This window comes from Collinsella sp. AM44-11 (assembly GCF_003467145.1).
Taxonomy (GTDB): Bacteria; Actinomycetota; Coriobacteriia; order Coriobacteriales; family Coriobacteriaceae; genus Collinsella.
This window is the reverse complement of record NZ_QSFE01000016.1, coordinates 23709-43851: the sequence shown is the minus strand read 5'-3', so window position 1 is coordinate 43851 and position 20143 is coordinate 23709. Positions and strand designations below refer to the sequence as shown.

17 protein-coding genes are annotated in these 20143 nt (G+C 61.4%); 7 read left to right on the top strand and 10 right to left on the bottom strand.

Annotated features, from left to right (window positions below; genetic code table 11):
* Positions 1-94: 94 nt before the first annotated feature.
* The 3 genes from DW943_RS09135 to DW943_RS09125 form a co-directional block, all read right to left on the bottom strand.
* Complete coding sequence (locus DW943_RS09135; protein ID WP_117862835.1) at positions 95-796, bottom strand: hypothetical protein; 702 nt, start codon at positions 794-796, stop codon at positions 95-97.
* Positions 797-2527 carry a dihydropteroate synthase gene (gene folP, locus DW943_RS09130; protein ID WP_117862834.1) on the bottom strand — a complete coding sequence of 577 codons (1731 nt, stop codon included), beginning with the start codon at positions 2525-2527 and terminating at the stop codon, positions 797-799.
* A 95-nt stretch (positions 2528-2622) separates the two neighbouring features.
* A complete protein-coding gene (locus DW943_RS09125; protein ID WP_117862833.1) occupies positions 2623-3375 on the bottom strand; it encodes an NAD-dependent protein deacylase in 753 nt (250 codons plus the stop codon).
* 114 nt (positions 3376-3489) lie between these two features.
* Here DW943_RS09125 and DW943_RS09120 point away from each other — a divergent pair, with 114 nt between their 5' ends.
* Positions 3490-4308, top strand: a complete 819-nt coding sequence (locus tag DW943_RS09120; protein WP_117862832.1) for an exodeoxyribonuclease III — start codon at positions 3490-3492, stop codon at positions 4306-4308.
* A 536-nt stretch (positions 4309-4844) separates the two neighbouring features.
* Here DW943_RS09120 and DW943_RS09115 read toward each other — a convergent pair.
* The 5 genes from DW943_RS09115 to DW943_RS09095 form a co-directional block, all read right to left on the bottom strand.
* The gene (locus DW943_RS09115) at positions 4845-5543 is read right to left on the bottom strand and encodes a DUF6580 family putative transport protein (RefSeq protein ID WP_233509095.1); all 699 of its coding nucleotides are present in this window, start codon (positions 5541-5543) and stop codon (positions 4845-4847) included.
* Positions 5544-5664: 121 nt separating this feature from the next.
* A complete protein-coding gene (locus DW943_RS09110) occupies positions 5665-6126 on the bottom strand; it encodes a hypothetical protein (RefSeq protein WP_158567665.1) in 462 nt (153 codons plus the stop codon).
* A gap of 54 nt (positions 6127-6180) precedes the next feature.
* Positions 6181-7371 carry an MFS transporter gene (locus DW943_RS09105; RefSeq protein WP_158566149.1) on the bottom strand — a complete coding sequence of 397 codons (1191 nt, stop codon included), beginning with the start codon at positions 7369-7371 and terminating at the stop codon, positions 6181-6183.
* Positions 7372-7385: 14 nt separating this feature from the next.
* The gene (locus tag DW943_RS09100; protein WP_117778673.1) at positions 7386-9032 is read right to left on the bottom strand and encodes an amidohydrolase; all 1647 of its coding nucleotides are present in this window, start codon (positions 9030-9032) and stop codon (positions 7386-7388) included.
* 2 nt (positions 9033-9034) lie between these two features.
* Entirely contained in the window at positions 9035-10246 is a 1212-nt protein-coding gene (locus DW943_RS09095; protein WP_117862830.1) for a nitrate/nitrite transporter, read from the bottom strand.
* 201 nt (positions 10247-10447) lie between these two features.
* Here DW943_RS09095 and DW943_RS09090 point away from each other — a divergent pair, with 201 nt between their 5' ends.
* Entirely contained in the window at positions 10448-11230 is a 783-nt protein-coding gene (locus tag DW943_RS09090; protein ID WP_117735860.1) for a helix-turn-helix transcriptional regulator, read from the top strand.
* Between the two features lie 24 nt (positions 11231-11254).
* On the opposite strand, the gene DW943_RS09085 is transcribed toward DW943_RS09090, so the two are convergent.
* Together DW943_RS09085 and DW943_RS09080 are read right to left on the bottom strand one after the other, a co-directional pair.
* A complete protein-coding gene (locus DW943_RS09085; protein ID WP_117862829.1) occupies positions 11255-12898 on the bottom strand; it encodes an ABC transporter ATP-binding protein in 1644 nt (547 codons plus the stop codon).
* Positions 12898-13785: an energy-coupling factor transporter transmembrane component T gene (locus DW943_RS09080; RefSeq protein ID WP_233543643.1), complete on the bottom strand. Its 888-nt coding sequence runs from the start codon at positions 13783-13785 to the stop codon at positions 12898-12900. Before DW943_RS09080 ends, DW943_RS09085 begins: the two co-directional genes overlap by 1 nt.
* 199 nt (positions 13786-13984) lie before the next feature.
* On the opposite strand from DW943_RS09080, the gene glmU reads away from it, so the two are divergent.
* From glmU to gltA, 5 genes are all read left to right on the top strand, one after another.
* Positions 13985-15397, top strand: a complete 1413-nt coding sequence (glmU, locus tag DW943_RS09075; RefSeq protein ID WP_117862828.1) for a bifunctional UDP-N-acetylglucosamine diphosphorylase/glucosamine-1-phosphate N-acetyltransferase GlmU — start codon at positions 13985-13987, stop codon at positions 15395-15397.
* A gap of 191 nt (positions 15398-15588) precedes the next feature.
* Complete coding sequence (locus DW943_RS09070) at positions 15589-16575, top strand: ribose-phosphate pyrophosphokinase (protein ID WP_089573682.1); 987 nt, start codon at positions 15589-15591, stop codon at positions 16573-16575.
* A 225-nt stretch (positions 16576-16800) separates the two neighbouring features.
* On the top strand, positions 16801-17430 hold the full coding sequence (gene pth / locus DW943_RS09065; protein WP_006235792.1) for an aminoacyl-tRNA hydrolase: 630 nt from the start codon (positions 16801-16803) through the stop codon (positions 17428-17430).
* A gap of 374 nt (positions 17431-17804) precedes the next feature.
* Complete coding sequence (locus tag DW943_RS09060; RefSeq protein ID WP_006235793.1) at positions 17805-18644, top strand: sulfide/dihydroorotate dehydrogenase-like FAD/NAD-binding protein; 840 nt, start codon at positions 17805-17807, stop codon at positions 18642-18644.
* A complete protein-coding gene (gltA, locus tag DW943_RS09055) occupies positions 18635-20044 on the top strand; it encodes an NADPH-dependent glutamate synthase (RefSeq protein WP_022094914.1) in 1410 nt (469 codons plus the stop codon). The genes DW943_RS09060 and gltA overlap by 10 nt, the downstream gene beginning before the upstream one ends.
* Positions 20045-20143 lie beyond the last annotated feature (99 nt).

The following is a 20143-nucleotide window of genomic DNA, read 5'->3' as shown; positions in this document are numbered from 1 at the left end:
TAGTCGCTATTTAGGGCGTCCAAGATTTGGGACGCAGTTCACAGCCGAGGAGGGTCTTGTTGTCATCGCTATCTTTGAGCGCGGGCGCCTCGCGTTACAGTCCGCGAATCCGTACGGCCTCGGGCGGAAACTCCTGCTCGCCGGCATCGGTCTTGATGGTCGCGCGGCCCCAGATGTCCAGGCCCGCAAACACACCGACCGCAAGCGGCAAGCCACTGGGCGACACCGCCGCGACCTGACGACCCAGCAGTGGCACCATATCGAAGTACTCGCCCAGCACGGGAGCCAGCGGACCGGCAGCGCCCTGCGGCGTGTTAGCAACAACCGCCCAGGTGTCCACGCGGACCAGCACGGCAGCGGCCAATGCCTCGATCAGCGCCTCATCTGCCATATCCACGCCAAGCTCACCCAGCGCCGCACGCTCAATATCAACCGTCACCGCGGCAAACATGCCCGCAGCACCGGCACCGCCGTTCACGGCAACACGCGCGAGCGACGTCTCAAACGCAGGCGCACCGCACACGATGTCACTCGGCCACTGGATACCCACTTTACCGGCAAGGCCCAGGCCCGGCGTCGATGCCGTGCCCACGAGCGCGTCCATCATGCCCATCGCGGCCACAAACGGCAGGCCGTGGAAGGCGTGCATATTCACATCGGGGCGCACAACCAGCGAAAACGTCAGCGAAGCATCGCCCGCGCTCCACGCGCACCAGCCCGCGGACACGCCCTCGCGGCCCGCGTCACGCGCCGCGTCGAGCTCGGTGCCAGCGGCAACAGCATTCATCTCGATCATCTACATACGCCCCAATTCGCCCACGATATGGCCCACGCGATCCTCGGGCTCCTTGACCTCGACGCCGTTGTAGCGGAAGAACCGCGCCGGGTCGTGCATCAGATCCTCGAGCGGCACCAGCACAAAGTCACGCTCGCCGATCAGCGGATGCGGCAGGCGCAGCTTTTTGCCGCCGTGGGTCTCGCCGTCCATCCACAGCAGGTCCAAGTCGATGGTGCGCGGACCGTTGGCCTTGGCCTTTTTGGAGCGGTCGCGACCCAGCTCGGCCTCGATCTTCATGAGCTCGTCGAGCAGCACCAGCGGCGCCAACTCGGTCTTGATCTCGATGACGGCGTTGGCAAACGCGTCCTGGCGCGTCTCGTAGGCCGGCTCGCTCTCGTAGATCTTGGAGGAGTTGGACACGCAGGTAAGTGGAATCTCGGCGATCATGTCGCGTGCGGCGCGGATGTTGTCGCAGCGATGCCCCAGGTTGGAGCCCACGGCCACAAACGCGCGGCGCGGCTGCGGCTTGGCAACCGCCCAGTAGCCATTCAGGAACTGCGCAAAGCCCGCGGCGTCGTGCACGCGCACGATGTTGGCACCGGCCTGGATGGCGCCCAGGCACACGCCAAACGTAGCGGCATCGCGCTCGGCGGCCTCGGTCACGCCCGAGACGGCGCCCACAAAGCGCTTGCGCGATACGGCGCACATGAGCGGATAGCCCAGTGACGCCATCTTGGCAGTCTCGCGCTGGATGACGATATCCTCGTTGGCCGTCTTGCCAAAGCCCGGACCGGGATCGATGCAGATGCGGTCGCGCGACACGCCGGCGTGGATGAGCGCGCGGGCCTGGTCGGACAGAAAGCCCATGACGCGGCGCATGATGGGCGCCGAATCGGGCAGGGTGAAGCGGCGGAGCTGCGAGGTGGGCACGTAGGCTTCCTCGCGGCGGGCGCTGCGGCGCATCATGGCGGCCAGGCGGTCATTGGGCTCCGATGCGGCCTCGGTGGCCTCGGGCGCGGGCGCGACGGTCTCGGCGGCAGCAGCCTGCTCGGCGGCCGGCGTCTCCTGCTCGCTTGCAGGCTCGGTCGCGGGCTCAGGTTCGCCAAACGGCAACGAGGGCTGCACCACGCCACCCGGAAGCTTGGCCTCCGGCCTAGGCTCACCCAGCAACTTGCCGCGACGGCGGCGAGCCGGCTTCTCGGCCTCACGCGCGGCCTCGGCAGCCGCCTCGCGCGCCTTCTCGGCAACAAACGCCGCAGCCGAGGTATCGAGCTGCACCGTTGCGTGCGTGCGTGCGGGCGCGGCGACCTCGCCGGCATGCATCACGATGACGCCGCAGGTGCTCGTCTTAACAAACTCGACCATCTTGGGGTCGGTGAAGCCGGTCACGTCGTTGACGATCGAGGCGCCGCAGCGCACGGCCGCCTTGGCAACCGCCACATGACGCGTGTCAATCGAGACGATGGCGCCCTCTTTGGCCAGCGCGCGCACCACGGGCAGCACGCGGCGCGCTTCCTCATCGGGATTGACCGGGGTAAAGCCGGGGCGCGTGGACTCACCGCCCACGTCGATGATGTCGGCGCCGGCGTCGAGCATCGCCAGGCCATACTCGATCGCGGCATCCGGGTCGAAGTGCTCCCCGCCATCGCTAAACGAATCGGGCGTCACGTTGAGGACGCCCATGATGCGCGGGCGGTCAAAGCTGAGCTCATACTTTCCGCACCGCCATGTCTTGCTGTCGTTCGCCATGAACATCCTCCTAAAATGCCCACGCCGCCGAGCTTGGGGAGCTGGCGGCGGGGTCGCTTTGCACTCAGTCTTTCTATTGTATCCGCGCACGCGGGCTAGAACGCAAACGCGGCCGCGATGTCGCAAGAAATCAGCAGGTCGGCATTTGCATCCTGATCGGTGGGGGCAAGGTTGCATATGGCCAGTGTATCGCCGGTAAAGTAGCGTGTAAGACCCGCCGCCGGATACACCACGAGCGAGGTCCCGCCTACAATGAGGGCATCGGCCGCGGCGATGGCGGCAACGGCACCGGTCAACACATGCTCGTCGAGCGGCTCTTCGTAGAGCACCACATCGGGCTTGATGCGACCACCGCACGCGGGGCACACGGGCACGCCCGCGGCGTCCTCGTGCTCGCGCGAGCAAATCCACTCGGCGCTATAGACCGCTCCGCACGACTGACAAATGTTGCGATGGACCGATCCGTGCAACTCAAACACGCGCTGCGAGCCCGCCATCTGATGCAAGCCGTCGATGTTTTGCGTCACCACGACATCGAGCTTGCCAGCTCGCTCCAGCTCGGCGAGCTTGGTGTGACAGCGGTTGGGCTTAGCGTTAAGCGCGATCATCTTGGTGCGGTAAAAGTCGAAGAACTCCGCCGGATGCGTCTCGTAAAAGCTGTGCGAGAGCATGGTCTCGGGCGGGTAGGCAAACTGCTGGTGATACAGGCCGTCAACGCTGCGAAAATCGGGAATGCCGCTTGCCGTGGAAACACCAGTGCCACCAAAGAACACCATGCGCTTGTGGGTATTGAACAGCTCCGCCAGCGCGGCGGAGGCCTGCTTGGGATCTGTTATCGCTTGCGTCATGTTTGTCCTCCGTCCATGTTGGTCGGGGCGGCTGCGATTGCGCCGTCGCCCACGGAGCCCACCCCGCCCCTGTTGCGCTAATCTTAAGCCTGCCAACCCCGTCGAAAGGACACCATGCCTCAGACTTACACTTTCGCCTCGTGGAACGTCAACGGCCTGCGCGCCGTGCTCAAAAAGGACCCGAGCTTTATCCAGATCGCGCAAGAACTCGACGTCGATATCCTGGCGCTGCAGGAGACCAAGCTACAGGAGGGCCAGGTCGATATCGACCTGCCCGGCTATCACCAAACCTGGAGCTACGCCGAGCGTAAAGGTTATTCGGGCACTGCGGTCTTTAGCCGCCAGGAACCGCTGCGCGTGCTGCGCGCCGACGCACTGCTACCCTACGCTAGCGAGGGCGAGACGGCAGAGCTCGTGGCGCAGGCCGCGACCGAGGGCCGCGTCTGCGCGCTCGAGTTCGACAAGTTTTGGTTTGTCGACGTCTATACGCCCAACGCCCAAAACGAGCTCGCGCGCATCGATGTGCGCATGGCCTGGGACAATGCCTACCGCGGCTTTTTGAGTGCGCTTGAGCGCGAGGCCGGCAAGCCCGTCGTAACCTGCGGCGACTTTAACGTGGCGCACGAAGAGATCGACCTTAAGAACCCCAAGTCCAACCGCGGCAACGCCGGCTTTTCGGACGAGGAGCGCGGTAAGTTTACCGAGCTCCTCGACGCCGGTTTTACCGACACCTGGCGCGCGGCCAATCCGGACGTCGAGGGCGTCTACAGCTGGTGGAGCTACCGCTTTAATGCCCGCAAGAACAACGCAGGCTGGCGCATCGACTACTTCCTGGTAAGCAACGCAATCGCCGGCAACGTACGCGACACCGGCATCCGCGGCGACATCTTCGGCAGTGACCACTGCCCCGTCACCCTCACGCTAGAGCTCTAGCCCCAGCTGATCCCCTGGGGACGGAGGAAAACGAATCATTTTGGGCCTCGTGGGGGTATCCACGTGACCCATCCGCCACGAAACACGCCCATCTACTACGTTTAAGCCACCACCCTCAACCACAGCGAACAACGCAAAAAGAAAACCGCAGGTAGAAAGCCTGCGGTTTTTCATAAAACGCGGTCATGGTCGGGAGTATCAAGCTAAACGTAGTAGATGGGCCAGTTTCGTGGCAAGCGCCGTCAACTGATTCCCTGGGGACATCTGGGGACGGAAGAAAATGGATCAATTTGGCTCTCTGAGGGTCACGATGCCCGTCATATCAGCCGGCCATTCCAAAACTATGCCGGTTTACGGGGCTGAATCGCGAACCCCCAACCATATGCAATTCCGAGATAATAAAACCGCAGGTAGACGGTGTGCCCTATTTCGAAAAATGCTGGTATAGTCGGCCCGCGCCAATCTAGCCCCGTAAACCGGCATAGTTTTGAAATGGCACTTCGGCAGTATTGATTCCCGCCCCGGCGCAACCAGCCCTACAGCCCGTATTTCACGACGACACGGTTAATGCGACGGCACCAAGGCTTGTACAAGGCGGCCAAAAACACGCAGGTCGCAAGGCCGTGCGTAATATCGAACGGCACTGCCGTGGCAAGACGCGCCACGGCACCCGCCCAAGTAAGCGGCTGTACAAAACCAATGATGTCATACGCGTTGATCACGACGCCATACAGCAAGCCCGACGCAAAGCCATACGCCAACAGTGCCGGCATTCGCACGGTACCGTCGGCGCGGTCGAACGCGCCCGCATGCGCCAGTGCGCCACCGATATAGCCCACCAGACCCCAGGCATACATCTGCCACGGCGTCCACATGCCCTGCCCAAAAAAGAAATTGCTGGTCAGCGCTGCCAACGCGCCAACCATAAAACCATTGCGGCGACCAAGCGTCGCCCCCGCGATAATGGCGATGGCGCTCACCGGTTTAAAGTCGGGAATGGGGCCAAACAAGATGCGCCCCGCCGCGGCCAACGCCGCCAACACCAGCGTGGGCATAATCTGGCGCAGGCCCGGGCGCGACGCCTCGTAACCCGCAAAGAACAGCGCAAGCACCAGCGCCACCACGACAAGCATGGCAAGCGCCGCCTGCTCAATACCTGCCAGCAACGCTGCAGCCATCACCGCAGGAACCGCCAGCAGCAGCGGGATTTCCATATGTTGCAAGACACGCGACAACGGCAGCCCCCATCAAACGAATGTCCGTTTATGGTAGCACGGGCAAAATGAGGCCGACCAATCCCCCGGCCGGCCTTGGCTGCCAGTCGATCAGGCTTTCGCCACGCGACCGGTCTTGGCGCTATTCGCCCGTAACTTTAGCGGCAATGGCCGCGACAAAGGGATCAAACAGCAAGCCGCCCACAACGACAAAGGCCCATCCGCCCACCACGAGGCGAACCCAACGCGAGAAAAACGGCACACCGTCGATAACGCCAACGCCTGACTGAAACGCGACTTCAAATAGCCCGATAATGCAGAAGAGCAGAGTAGCGCCCACAACGGTTCCGCAAATCCGTGCGCCCGGAGTGTTCCGATCAAAACCAAAAAACTCAACGCACGTCTCAATTGCTTTGCCAAAGAGCGGCAAAAAACCCACGAACTGTGCAATACCGATGGCCAGAATAAGCTGCCCCCAGAAACCAGTAAGTCCCTGAAAATCTAAGCCAGGCTTTCCCTCAACAATCGGCAGAAATGAACACATGAATAGAGGATTAACGATGCCGTTGAGAATGGTCACAGCGGTACTCTTTTTTAGTGTCAAGTAGACCAACTCCTTTTGCCCTTGTCGGCCAGGCCCAAAGGGCGAAAACAGGTGTTACATAAGTGAATCGGGAGACGGCAGGAATGGAGACGCCAGCGCCGTCGCGCCAAACAAAACAGCGCACCCAAATAGAAGCGTTTCATAGCTCTCGCCAATGCAGAAGGAGAGGGCCACGGGAATCAAAAACGTAAGCCCCAGCGAAACGGTGCTCACCACGCCACCGGCGCTTCCTGCAAGCCCCTCGCGCACCTCGGGCAACATGTAGGGTAGCGACTGAACGACCGGACCGGCGACGGCAGTCGAAACGCCAATCGCAAACATGAGCCCGACAGAAGGCTGAGAGACAAAAGCCTCTCCGGCCCACATAAGGGCACTCCCCGCCATTGCGGCGATGGCCATAAACACGCGATAGTCGCCAAATTGCGCTCGCGCGTAGGGACCGGCCACGCTGCCGACAATCGACCCAAGCGTCACGAAAGAGGCAAGAAGCCCGGCGACCTGAGGTTCGATTGAAGCCTCAAGCGCTGAAACAAGATAGCCCGAGTACGCCGTAGCCGATGCAAGGGCGACTCCAAGCAGTATCGCCACGAGCCAAACCATCGGCATCTTGATTACCGTCGCAAACGCACTTGCCGACGACGAAGCAGGCTCCGCACCCTGAACGCCAAGGCCATCTGCAGCCTGCAGAACATCTGCCGATGGCGCAACCAGCAGCCACAGCAATCCAAACATGGCAAATAAAACGGCAGCAAGGGCATATGCTCGTCCGGACGTTGCAAAGAGAGGAGAGGTTGCAAGCGAGCAGGCGATTCCGCCCGACCCCGCAGCGTAGAACCATCCCATGGCCCTATCGGTTTCTCCGCCAAAAGCGGAACCAAGCACTTTTAGAACGATGGCATTCACGACGCATGGTGCCGCGCCCAGAAGCATGGTCGCTGTGAACAGCGTCGCAAACGATGCGCACTCCGCGCGAGCAACCGCTGCAATTGCAGAAATCGCCGATGCGATGAATACGAGCACCTTCACGCCATATCGATCGGCGCAAACGCCGACAGGCATGCCGAATACAACGGCAGGAACAAACGGGGCAAACAGGACGGCTGAAAACTCGGCCGAGGTCAGATGCAGGTCCGACACAACCAGATGTGCCAATCCCGACACCTGATACTGCGCGTAGTTCGCAGCAAACACGATGCCGCACACCACAAACAGCAGGGCATATTTTTCGACCGTCCCTTTGCTCACGTTCATCACCCTATCTATGCTTCATCCTTGCGATAGACGACGCGTCCGTTAAAGATCGTCGTCTCGACTTCGAGATCGCGAAGCGCCATCGGGTTCATTTCAAACGGATTGCCCGACAGGATGACGATATCGGCAAGCTTGCCGGCGGCAAGGCTGCCCAAACGGCGCTCAAAGCCCTCGACATATGCTGAGCCGAGCGTGTGCGCTTGCAGCGTCTCGCCGAGCGTCAGGGCATTCTCGCGGAAGTATCCCTCCGCCGGGTGCCCGTCAAACTCGCTACGCGTCACCGCAGCATACACGGTATCGATAGGATCGATTGACATCACCGCAGGCCAGTCAGTACCAAGCCCTAAGTGGATTCCGCCATCGGCCTCTTCCCTATAGCGCCACATGTGGCTCATGCGCTCTTCGCCAAGAGACTCCTCGTACACGCCCTGCCCAAGGCCTCCGATGGGATGCTGCGGCTGAATCGCAGCATTAATGCCCAGGCGCTTCATGCGAGCAATATCCTCGAGCTTCAGGTTATCTGTATGCTCGATAGCAAAACGCGCCCCCTTGTTGCCGCACACCTCCTCGGCACGCTCGACGGCATCGATAATCATCGTGGCCGATGCGTCGCCGATAGCATGGATACGAACATCGAAACCATTCTTGTTGGCCTCGAGCACCATACAGTCAAGCGTCTCCTGGTTGCACGCCGGCTCGCCGCGGAAGTCCTTTCCCGTGGGGGCGTTAAGATACGGCTCGTGCATGTAGGCCGTGTAGGCCTCGGGGCAGCCGTCCAAAATGTACTTGAGACCCGCCATGCGCACGCGCTCGCTGTGATGACGCGCACGCAGCGCCTGCGACTCTGCCATCGGAGCATCGAGCGCAGAATAGTAGCTGATGCGCAGCGTGCTCAGGTCCTCGCTCGCCAGTCGGTCATAGATGTCGTACACGCCGGGCGTGGTCACGCCCAAAGGATACATATCACCAATCGAAGTGATGCCGAGCTTGTTGAACTTGCGCATCGACTTGAGCAACGACGCATCAAGGTCCGGTTTGTTGAGCACAACATCGAGCAAGATGTTCGTCGCCTGGGGCTCGGACAGAAAGCCATTGGGCTCGCCGTTGTCAAAGTGGCGGATAAGGCCACCTTCAGGCGTCGGGGTATTGCGGTCGATACCGACCGCCCTGAGCGCGGCAGTATTGCACCACACCACGTGCATTGAAAAGTCCGAGAGCACGATTGGGCGGTCGATATCGAGCGCATCGAGGCTGCGGCAATCAGGGTCAGTCGGGTTTTCCCACGCGGGCGAATACCAACCCTGACCGTAAATCCACGGATTGTCAGGATGCTCGGCGGCAAATTTGGCAACAGCATCCACGCAAGCCCGCTCGCTCGGCAGAAACATCAGATCGCAACAGAAGTCTTCATCCTTCTGGATTGAGCCGAGCGCAAAGTGCATGTGCGAATCGTTGAATCCGGGCATGACCAGTTTGTTGCCGGCGTCAATGACCTCAGTATCGGGACCGATAAACGGCTGCACCTTGTCGGGCGAGCCCACAGCCACGATCTCGCTGCCGCGAACTGCAACGCATCCGGCGTGAGGCTCAAGTTCCTCGGCAGTAAACAACGCCGTCGTCTTGAGGACGATATCAGCGGGAACTACCGCCTCCATGGCTACTCACCATCCTTAGCGGCGGCAGCCTGCATGGCCTTGCGGCCGAGCTCGGGCAGGAAGAAAACCGGAACTACGGAAAGCAGGAAGCAGAGGCTCTCGAGACCCATGTTCACAGTGTAGTCGGCACCAGCAACGGCAGAGATACCGATGGGCAGGAAATAGCTCATGAGCAGGGAGATGGTGCCCACGATACCGCCAGCGGAACCGGCATACTTATCACCAATCTCGGGAAGGAGAACAGGCATGGACTGCATAATCGGGCCGTTGATGGCGGTAAAGAAGCCATTGATGACCAAAATCGTCCACAGAAGGAAGCCGACCGGGGTGTACCACGTCACGAACATCGATATGGCACCGATGAGAGTAGTGACGATGAGAAAACCCTTGAACTTTCCAAGCTTATCGCAGAACGCAGGCCCCACGATGCAGCCGAAAAAGCTGCCAACGGTAACAATTGCGGCCATTAAACCAGCAGTGGCGACGTCTATGCCCTTGCCAAGCTGAAGCGCCTGAGGCAGGAAACCGGCATAGGCAGTGGTAGAAGCAAGTCCAAAACCGACGCCAGCGGAGATTAGCCATACGCCAGGACTCTTGATAGCAACCTTAAGGTAGTCGAGCACGGGCTCGGGCTCGGGGAGCGATTGCCCCTCGGGCACATCTCGGTCAAGCACAATCCAAAGAACCCAGGAGATGGTCATGACGACAGCAGCGACCATATAAGAGTTAAAGACGCTGCCGAACAAGCCAGCACAGATCTGAGCGACAACGATGGCAACGCACGAAGCCGCGTAGAACAAGCCCATGGCGAAACCAGTCTGTTCACGGAACCAGGTGCCGAGCACCTTGATGAGGTTGGCGTTGAGTGCCGAGATTCCCATGCCAATCAGGAACATCGATGCCATCTGCATCGTGAACGAATCGAGCGTAAAGCAACGGAGAAAACCGCCGGCAACCGAAATTGCGGTGCAAACCGTGACAACTTTCTTAGAACCGATACGGTCACCAAGGGCACCCAGCGGAATTGAGAAGAAAACGGCGGTAAGCATAGGAACGAGGAACAGCATCGAAAAGCCGACGGTATCGATATTGAGCATAGGCATGACCTCGACGGCGAGTGCTGAGACCTGGTACTGCATGTAGTTAGCCATAAAGCACAGCAAGCAAACGACTGAAACAATCGCCCAACGCCATGAAGGAAGCTTCTCTTCCATGATGACTCCTTTAATAAGTCGGAATAATCAAACAGCTTGGAGAACCGGGCCCTGGCTCTTAGGTATTCATATTTTGCGATTGGCCCCTCACCGAAACCATTCGGCTAACGGCTTATCATCATTCGAAAAAAGGAGTAGTATCTCTACGCAAATTAACTAAAATGCCAGCTAAACCACTACGCAATCTCATCGGAGGTCATCTTGAGCTTTTTGTCCGATTCTGAATGGCTCTGCTTAAACGATCTCGTGCTTTCGATTAATTCCATCGACAGCGACCGCGAGTTTCGCTCGACCGTCCTCAAAAAGCTGCGTTTTCTCATCCCCTACGAGTCGGCTGCATTTTTCCTGAGCGACCTTTCCAGGGATCTCGTATCCACCCCGCAAGAATGGAAAACGCGCGTCTTTCTTGACCCTCTTGGCATCGATGTCCCCGCTGGGATGCTCGAGCTCTACACCGAAAAGTACTGGCAGCAGGACATGATCGTCGCCCACCGCAATCTTACGCGCTCGACGGTGCTGCGCGAGTCCGATCAGCTCAGCCCTGGCGATATCGACAGCAGTTATATGAAGGATTATCTTGGCGGCCGCCACGTCGTCAACGTCAGTTTCTTTAATGACGAGGGCTTTTTGGGATCGCTCAATCTTAATCGCAAGAAAGAAGAAGGCGACTTTAGCGATCGTGAAGTTCAAATCCTTGAGCTCATCGAACCGCACCTCACAAACCGACTATCAAAATGGCGTGTACGCGCCGACCGCAGTTCGTCTGAAATCGTATTTGCTCACGACTACGACGTCTCAGCGCGCGAAATCGATGTGTGTCGTTGCGTGTTATCGGGCATGGACAATGCGGCCATCGCCGAAGAGCTATCCATCAGCACCGGCACCGTTAAAAAGCATCTGGAGAACATCTTTCGAAAAACACAGGTCAACAGCCGCGTTGGGCTCATGGCGCTCCTTCAGCAGTACACGGCGCTCAAGCAGTAAGACCGTTCTCGCCCGCGAACCCGCTCACGCCCTATAAAACACGTTGTCGGCAAAGAAGTCGGTCGGCGGCTCCATGCAGGCGATCTCGCCATCAAACATCATGGAAATGTCATCGGCAACCTGCTCGGCAAAGTCCAGGTCGTGCGTCGCCATGACGACGGTGCCGCCAGCCTGCGCATGGTCGCGCAGGGCGCGGGCGATGATGCGGCGGCTGAACAGGTCTAGACCCTTGGTGGGCTCATCGAGTAATAGCAGTTCGGGGCCGATTAGCAGCAGTTTTGCCAATGCAAGCAGTTGACGCTGCCCGCCCGAAAGATCGTAGGGGTGGCGCGTCTCCAGGCCGTCCAATCCCAGTTGCGCCGCACGCTCCCGCGCCAAGTTCTCGTCATATCCGCAGGTCGAGGCCCATTCCATCAGCTCGTCGCGCACCGTCTCGGCAACCAGCAGGGCCTTGGGGTTCTGCGGCAGCAGCGCAGCCGAAGCCGCCCCGCGCACCATGCGGCCGCGCTGCAGCTTGGCGGTCTTCGCCAGCACCGAGAGCATCGTCGACTTACCGCATCCGTTGCCGCCCACGATCGCATGCACCGCACCGGCCGAAAACGCCACGTCGAGCCCGCGCAGCACCCAGCCGCCCGCGCGATCGTAGCGAAACCAGCTCCCTGCCAGGGTGGTAGCCGACCCGCCGTGCATTTTTTGGAGTATTCTGCTCCCATCCGTGCGCGGGAAGGCTTCCGAGCCGTTCTCGAGCGACGTTTGCGCCACAAATTCGGACGATTTGTCCAATTCCGAACTTTTTTTCGCGCTCGATACGTCCCCGGGCGGCTCCAGAGAGCCCAAATTGTCCTCACGCCTGCTGAATACTCCGTTTTTTGCACATCGGACGGCACCCCACCCCAACATGTCGTCGGAAAACAACGATTCTCGGCGTCCCAAAGAAGCCATATCCGCCACCTCGCGCACGCGACCGTCCTCAATCCGGTACGCACACGTCGCATACTCGAGCATTGGGCGCGGTTGATGCGTAGCCACAACAACCGTGCAGCCCAGCTCGCGATTCACACGAAACAGCGCGTGCAGAAAATTCTTCTCGGCAACGGGATCGAGCTGAGACGTGGGCTCGTCGAGTAGCAGCACACGCGGACACAGCGCCAGGACGGCGGCAAGCGACAGCAGCTGCTTGCGGCCGCCCGAAAGCGTATCGGTATCGCGATGAAGCCAGTCCTCCAGACCAAAGAAATAGCTGGTCTCAGCTACGCGACGGCGCATCTCATCACGTGCTAGCCCCAAGTTTTCCAGGCCAAACGCCATCTCGTGCCACACGGTTTCGCACACGATCTGGTTCTCGGGATCCTGAAACACGTAGCCCACGCGCTCCGCGGACGCCCGGACGTCCATATCGGCAACGTTCTCACCCAGCACGCGCGCATCACCAGTGCGCTCGCCCGCCGGAGCGATCTCGGGCTTGAGCAGCGAGAGTAGCGTCGATTTGCCCGACCCAGTACCACCCACCAGAAGTGCAAACGCACCTTGGGGAACACGCCAATCAAGTCCCTCGAGCACCGGTGCCTCGGCCCCGGGATAGGCAAAACTAAGGCCTCGCACCTCAATCGCCGGCGCGGCCGAGCCATATGCCACACCCGCCGCCGAGCTCCTATCAAACCGAGCCATCAGCCAAACCTCTTCTCATCAATCGCATGCAACGCGCAAGGCAGCACCATCCAGGCAGCGTACACGACATAGCCCGGCCACGGCGCCGGCGCCGAGAGCTGCGGATAAAACGAATACTGCGTCGTCGCGGTCCACGCCACTGCCGCCGTGGCCACGCCAAACAACGCAAGCCCAGCCAGCGCGGCAACGTCGCTGCGCCCCAGTCGATACCGCGCATACGTCGTACGACGCGTCGCGGCACCCCACCCGCGCGAGCGCATCGCGTCCGCGCGCTCCAGCGAATCTTCCATGCCCCAGCCCATCAACACACTCGATGCCCGCAAACGCGAACGCACGGGGTCGGCCGGCGCGCTGCCCGGCACATCAATCGCATCCTGCACCGCCAGCACCGTACGACCGCGGCGCAAAAACTGCGGGATAAGCCGCATGCACATCGAGATCATGAGCGCAATCACCGGTGCGGCATTGCCCAGCAGCGCGAGCACCTTGTCGTATTCGAGCATCGACGCCGCCGCCTCAAACCACAGCACGCTCGCCACAAACAGCCCGCCCATGCACAGGCCGTATACCATGCTCTCCAGATACACCGCGCGCATGCCAATACGGAACAGCTCCGTCGAGCCCGAGGCGCTAAACAGCGGATTGAGCACCGCGACGATCAAAATCACCGGCAGCTGCCAGCGGAGCGCGCCCAGCGTGCGGGCAGCCCCACGCGTCGCAAATCCATACGCCAGCCCGCCCGCAAGTGACAGCGCAATCAGTACCGGCTGCATCGAGAACATAGTGAGCCCCAGCGTCAGCACTATATAGAGTGCCGGCACAGCCGGATGCGACATCGAGAATGCCGCGACGGGCTCGCCGCCAAACTCCTCTCGTATGTTGTCCACGGGCACCCCCGTCCCCTCGCTCAAACAACAGCTCCGCAGCACCGCCAACGCCGCACGCAAGCAGTGCAAACGCCACGCCGGCGGCGCAAGCCTCAACCGCCGCAAACCAATCGTTACGCGCTCGTCATATGCCTGCGGTATCATATTGCGCCGTGTATCGTTTCCAAACACACGTCTCTATAACGTAACAGGAGATCACATGGACGCAACCGCAATTATCCTCGCTGCCGGCGAGGGCACCCGCATGAAGTCGAACCACTGCAAGGTTTCGCACAAGATCCTGGGTAAGCCCATGGTCCAGTGGATCGTCGACGCTACCATCAAGGCCGGCTGCAGCCGCGTCGTGGTTGTCATCGGCAGCCACGCCGACGAGATGCGCGCCCTCATCGACGGCGCCTACGCCAACAGCGCCACCAAGGTCGAGTGCGTCGAGCAGACCGAGCGTCTGGGCACCGGTCACGCCGTAAAGGTCGCGCTCGAGGCCTGCGGCATCGCCGAGGGTCCGGTCGTCGTGCTCAACGGCGACCTGCCGCTCATCACCGCCGACACCGTCGCCAAGTTCGCGCAAACCGTCGCCACCGGCGAGCTCGCCTGCACCGTCATGACCATGACCCCGCCCGATCCTTTCGGCTACGGCCGCATCAAGCTGGGCGCCGACGGTCAGATCGAGCGCATCATCGAGCAGAAGGACTGCACGCCCGAGCAGGCCGCCACGCTGCTGGAGTGCAACGCCGGCTGCTACGCCTTCGACGGCGCGCAGCTCGCCGCCCACATTAACGAGATCGGCAACGACAACGCGCAGTCCGAGTACTACCTGCCCGACATGCTCGAAATCCTCAAAGGTCATGGCCAGGCAGTCTCCATCTTCCACTGCGACGACTACCGCGACGGCCTGGGCGTCAACAGCCGCATCCAGCTCGCGCAGCTCACCGCCATCGCGCGCGACCGCATCAACGAGCACTGGATGGCCGAGGGCGTTACCTTCATCGACCCCACGCAGGCCTGGATCGGCCCCGATGCCGTTATCGGCCGCGATACCGTCGTGTGGCCGCAGACGCACCTGATCGGCCACGTCACCGTGGGCGAGGAGTGCCAGCTCGGTCCCAACAGCCGCCTCACCGACACCACCGTCGGCAGCGGCTGCACCATCGATGAGACCATCGCCATCGAGACCGTCATCGAGAACGGCGTCGACTGCGGCCCGCGCGCCTACCTGCGCCCGGGCACCCATATGCTCGACGGCTCCAAGGCCGGCACGCACGTGGAGATCAAGAAGTCCACGATCGGCGAGGGCTCCAAGGTGCCGCACCTGTCCTACATCGGCGACACCACCATGGGCTCCGGCGTCAACGTGGGCGCTGGCTCCATCACCTGCAACTACGACGGTGTGCACAAGCACAAGACCGTCATCGGCAAGGATGCCTTCATCGGTTCCGACACCATGATGGTCGCGCCCGCCCAGATCGGCGACGGCGCGCTCGTGGCCGCCGGCTCCGTCATCACCGAGCCGGTCCCGGCAGACGCACTCGGCCTGGGCCGCGCCCGTCAGGTAAATATTGAGGGCTGGGCCGCCGATTACCGCCGCCGCCTGCACGAGGACGACGAGGTATAACGTTTTACCAAGCACAAAAGGAGCTGTTCCCATGGGGACGGCTCCTTTTTCTATCGTGACCTGCGCAACCGGATGAGTGGTCGGTTCGTGTCCGTTGACGGTAAAGACGTTATCAAGACCCGATAAGCCCCGTCGCGCGGTTACAATGCAACAAGGCATCTATATGGCATTCGATATAAAGGAGAAGGGTAATGCCGATTAATGATCCCGAGAAGTCGGAGAATATGCGCAAGTCCATCCGCGTGTATTCCGGTTCCTCCAACCGTCCCCTCGCTCAGAAGATTGCTGAGTACCTTGGGGTCGAGCTTTCGGGCCTTACGCTAAAGCAGTTCGCCAACGGTGAGATTTACGCCCGCTACGACGAGACCGTCCGCGGCGCCGACGTCTTCCTGATTCAGTCCGTGGCCGGCGGCAACGTCAACGACATGCTCATGGAGCTGCTCATCGCCACCGACGCTGCCAAGCGCGCATCCGCCCGCTCCATCACCGCCGTTATCACCCACTACGGCTATGCCCGCCAGGACCGCAAGGCCGGCCCGCGCGAGCCCATCACCGCCCGCCTCGTCGCCAACCTGCTCGAGCGTGCCGGTGTCAACCGCATCATCACCCTCGACCTGCACCAGGGTCAGATCCAGGGCTTCTTCGATATCCCGGTTAACCACCTGTCCGCACTGCCGCTGTTTGGCCAGTACTACAACGACATGCACTTCGACACCGACAACCTGGTTGTCGTCTCCCCCGACGTGGGTCGTGCCAAGGCCGCCAAGAAGCTGTCCGACATGCTCGGCTGCGACCTGGCCATCGCCCACAAGGGCCGTCCGCGCCACAACGCCGCCGAGGTCATGGGCATCATCGGTGACATCAAGGGCAAGACCTGCATCATCAACGACGACATGATCGACACCGCTGGCACCCTGTGCGCCAACGTCAAGGAGCTTAAGGCTATGGGCGCCGGCGACATCTACGTCTGCGCCACCCACGGCATCTTCTCCGGCCCAGCCATCGAGCGCCTGAACGACGCCCCCATCGTCGAGTGCGTCGTCACCGACGCCATCCCCGTCGAGGTCGGCGGCAAGATCAAGACCATCTCGGTCGCCGAGGAGTTCGCTCAGGCCATCTCCGCCGTTTACCACGAGGAGCCCGTCTCCACGCTCGTCGGCGGCGACTTCGCGCTGTAATCGCATCGTCCTTGCAACCCGGCGCTTCGCCGTCGGAACAGAAGAAACCCCCGCGCTCCCCCTTGCTTCGCAAAGGTCGCGCGGGGGTTTCTTCTGTTCCGACGGCTCGCTCTGCCGCGGCCGCGCTTTTGTCTGGTGGGATTTCGCTGAAACGAAGTCTCGCCTTCGGCGGGCGTGGTAGCCTTTGTCGTTGATTAAACTTTTATGTGTAACGGAAGGACAAATATGGCAGCTGCACAGCCGCTTAAGATTCGCATGGTTGCCGGACTTGGCAACCCGGGCGAGGAATATGCCGAAACCCGCCACAACGCCGGCTTTAAGGCGATTGACGAGCTGGCCCGTCAGGCCGGCGTCACGTACTGGAAAAACCAGGCCGGCGCCGAGGTCGCGCTCATCAACATCAACGATCCCGAGGAAGAGGGCGGTAAGCGCCAGATTGTACTGGTCAAGCCGCAGTCGTACATGAATACCTCGGGCGGCCCCATCTCCAAGCTCTGCCGCGAGTACAAGATCAAGGCCGAGGAGCTGCTCGTCATCCACGACGAGCTCGATATTCCCGCCGGCGACGTGCGTGTTAAGGTGGGCGGTGGCCATGCTGGCCACAACGGTCTGCGCTCCATCATCGACAAGATGGGCAGCCGCGACTTCAGCCGCATCCGCACCGGCATCGGCAACCCTCCCGGCAAGATGGCCGTCGCCGACTACGTGCTTAAGCAGCTGCGCGCACGCGAGGCCGAGGATTTCCAGGACACCTGTGCCCGCGCGGCCGACGCCGCCGGCCTGGCGATCGTGCACGGCGTGGTCTATGCCCGCGACCACGTCAACGGTGCCGCCTCCGCCAACGGCAAGCACTAAAACCTATCATTTAGGGGCAGGCTTTTTTTGGCAGGTTTTACCTGCGGAAACGCCCCAGTTGCGGCATCACGATAAACCGCGCGCCGCCATACACGCATAGCACCCCAAAGGGAGCCGGCCTCATCACAACCCGAGGCCGGCCCCCTTTGCTGTTTTACCTGATAAAACTGACCAAAATAAACCTGCCCCTATTCGGCAGGACGAAGTGGATAAGCCCTTTTCCCAACCGCCGAAGACACACGTAAACAGCATGTCCATGAGGGTATAATTTGCATCGTATGTCTGCACAACGCCTGTGCGCGTACGGTTTTATTCGGGCTACCGTCCATTTCCGTGGAGGCACGGTTCGGCGGCCCTAACAAGAGAGGGGTTCTATGTATAAGATCCTGGAGAAGACGCAGTTCTCGGAGAAGGTGTTCAAGTTCCGCATCGAGGCGCCCGCAATCGCCAAGCATGCGCACGCTGGACAGTTCCTCATGGTTCGCGCCAACGAGACGGGCGAGCGCGTCCCGTTTACCCTGGCCGGCTGGAACGGTGACGAGGGCTGGGTCGAGTTCATCTTCATGGTGATCGGCAAGACCACCGAGATGCTTTCCACCTACGAGGCCGGCGAGTCGCTGCGCGACGTCGTGGGCCCGCTGGGCGTTCCCACCGAAATGGCCGAGGGCCCCTGTGCCGTCATTGGCGGCGGCGTCGGCCTGGCAATTGCCTTCCCGGTCGCCAAGCACCTGGTCGAGACCGGCCACGAGGTGCACGCCATCATGGGCGCCCGCACCAAGGACCTCCTGCTCATGGAGGACCAGTTCCGCGAGCTCCTCGACGAGGACCACATCCACATCACCACTGACGACGGCTCCTACGGCGAGCAGGGCGTTGTCACCGCTCCGCTGGAGCGCCTGCTGCAGGACAAGGCCGTGAGCCAGGTCTTCTGCGTCGGCCCCGTTCCGATGATGAAGTTCTCGACCCTCACCGCCCAGAAGTACGACACCCCCATCACCGCGTCGCTCAACCCCATCATGGTTGACGGCACCGGCATGTGCGGCTGCTGCCGCGTCGAGGTGGGCGGCGTGACCAAGTTCGCTTGCGTCGACGGCCCCGACTTCGATGCCACCCTGGTCGACTGGGATGACCTTCGTGCCCGCCAGGCCGCTTACCGTTCCGAAGAGGGCGAGTCCCTCAAGGCCTATGAGGAAAAGAGCTGCGCATGCCACTAGTTAACGGTCGTTTCGTTGCCGATATGAAGTCGCCCCGCACCCCCGATAACGAGGAGCCGGCTGCCGAGCGCGCCTGCGACTTCCGCCCCGTCGACAAGGGCTTCACCGAGGAGATGGCGCTGGCCGAGGCCGAGCGCTGCCTCAACTGCAAGAAGCCGTTCTGTGTTGAGGGCTGCCCCGTCAACATCAACATTCCCCGCTTTATCGAGCAGATCCGCGCGAAGGACTTCGGCGGCGCTCTCGATACCATCCGCGAGGACTCCATGCTTCCCGCCATCTGCGGTCGCGTCTGCCCGCAGGAGAACCAGTGCGAGGGCAAGTGCATCCGTGGCAAGAAGTCCGAGCCCGTGGCCATCGGCCAGCTCGAGCGCTTCCTGGGTGACCGCCCCGAGCTCGCCTCCACGCCCAAGATGGCCCCCAAGAACGGCAAGAAGGTCGCCGTCGTCGGCTCCGGCCCGTCCGGCATCACCTGCGCCGGCGAGCTCGCCCGTAACGGCTTTGACGTTACCGTCTTTGAGGCCTTCTTCACCGGCGGCGGCGTGCTGGTCTACGGCATCCCCGAGTTCCGTCTGCCCAAGGCAGTCGTCAAGCGCGAGATTGACGGCCTGGAGGACATGGGCGTCAAGTTTGAGTACAACTCCGTCGTGGGCAACATGGCCACGGCCGAGGAGCTGTTCGAGCAGGGCTTCGACGCCATCTACGTGGCGACCGGCGCTGGCCTGCCCAAGTTCCTCAACGTCCCCGGCGAGAACCTGCCCAACGTCTTCTTCGCTAACGAGTACCTCACCCGCGTGAACCTGATGAAGGCCAACAAGTTCCCCGAGTACGACACCCCCACCAAGCACGGCAAGAACGTCGTTGTCTTTGGTGGCGGCAACGTGGCTATGGACGCCGTCCGTACCGCCAAGCGTCTGGGCGCCGAGCACGCCATCATCGCCTACCGTCGTACCGAGGACGAGATGCCCTGCCGTCGCGCCGAGCTGCACCATGCTAAGGCCGAGGGCGTCGAGGTTCTGCCGCTCGTCTCCCCGCTCGAGTTTGTCGCTGGCGAGGACGGCTCCGTGTGCGCCGTCAAGGTCCAGAAGATGGAACTCGGCGAGCCCGACGAGTCCGGCCGTCGTCGCCCGGTGCCCATCGAGGGCGCCATCGAGGAGATCCCCTGCGACGTCGCGATCTCGGCTATCGGCACCAACGCCAACCCCTTCGCAAAGAAGATCGGCGGCAAGATGGAGCTCAACAAGTGGGGCTACATCGTTGCCGACGAGGAGACCGGCCAGACCACCGATCCCCGCATCTGGGCCGGCGGCGACATCGTCACCGGTGCCGCTACGGTCATTCTGGCGATGGGCGCCGGCAAGAAGGCCGCTGCTTCCATCACCAAGAGCCTGCTGGGCGAGTAATCACCTGCAGTGCTAGCCATCAAACGGCAAAGTCCCCGTCGAGCACACGCTCGGCGGGGACTTTTTCTATGCCGGCCAACCCATCACCACAAAGGGGAC

Coding starts and splice junctions, on each gene's coding strand:
- DW943_RS09135 (WP_117862835.1), bottom strand. CDS start 796: ATGATCGAGATGAATGCTGTTGCCGCTGGCACCGAGCTCGACGCGGCG.
- folP (WP_117862834.1), bottom strand. CDS start 2,527: ATGGCGAACGACAGCAAGACATGGCGGTGCGGAAAGTATGAGCTCAGC.
- DW943_RS09125 (WP_117862833.1), bottom strand. CDS start 3,375: ATGACGCAAGCGATAACAGATCCCAAGCAGGCCTCCGCCGCGCTGGCG.
- DW943_RS09120 (WP_117862832.1), top strand. CDS start 3,490: ATGCCTCAGACTTACACTTTCGCCTCGTGGAACGTCAACGGCCTGCGC.
- DW943_RS09100 (WP_117778673.1), bottom strand. CDS start 9,032: ATGGAGGCGGTAGTTCCCGCTGATATCGTCCTCAAGACGACGGCGTTG.
- DW943_RS09095 (WP_117862830.1), bottom strand. CDS start 10,246: ATGGAAGAGAAGCTTCCTTCATGGCGTTGGGCGATTGTTTCAGTCGTT.
- DW943_RS09085 (WP_117862829.1), bottom strand. CDS start 12,898: ATGGCTCGGTTTGATAGGAGCTCGGCGGCGGGTGTGGCATATGGCTCG.
- glmU (WP_117862828.1), top strand. CDS start 13,985: ATGGACGCAACCGCAATTATCCTCGCTGCCGGCGAGGGCACCCGCATG.
- DW943_RS09070 (WP_089573682.1), top strand. CDS start 15,589: ATGCCGATTAATGATCCCGAGAAGTCGGAGAATATGCGCAAGTCCATC.
- pth (WP_006235792.1), top strand. CDS start 16,801: ATGGCAGCTGCACAGCCGCTTAAGATTCGCATGGTTGCCGGACTTGGC.
- DW943_RS09060 (WP_006235793.1), top strand. CDS start 17,805: ATGTATAAGATCCTGGAGAAGACGCAGTTCTCGGAGAAGGTGTTCAAG.
- gltA (WP_022094914.1), top strand. CDS start 18,635: ATGCCACTAGTTAACGGTCGTTTCGTTGCCGATATGAAGTCGCCCCGC.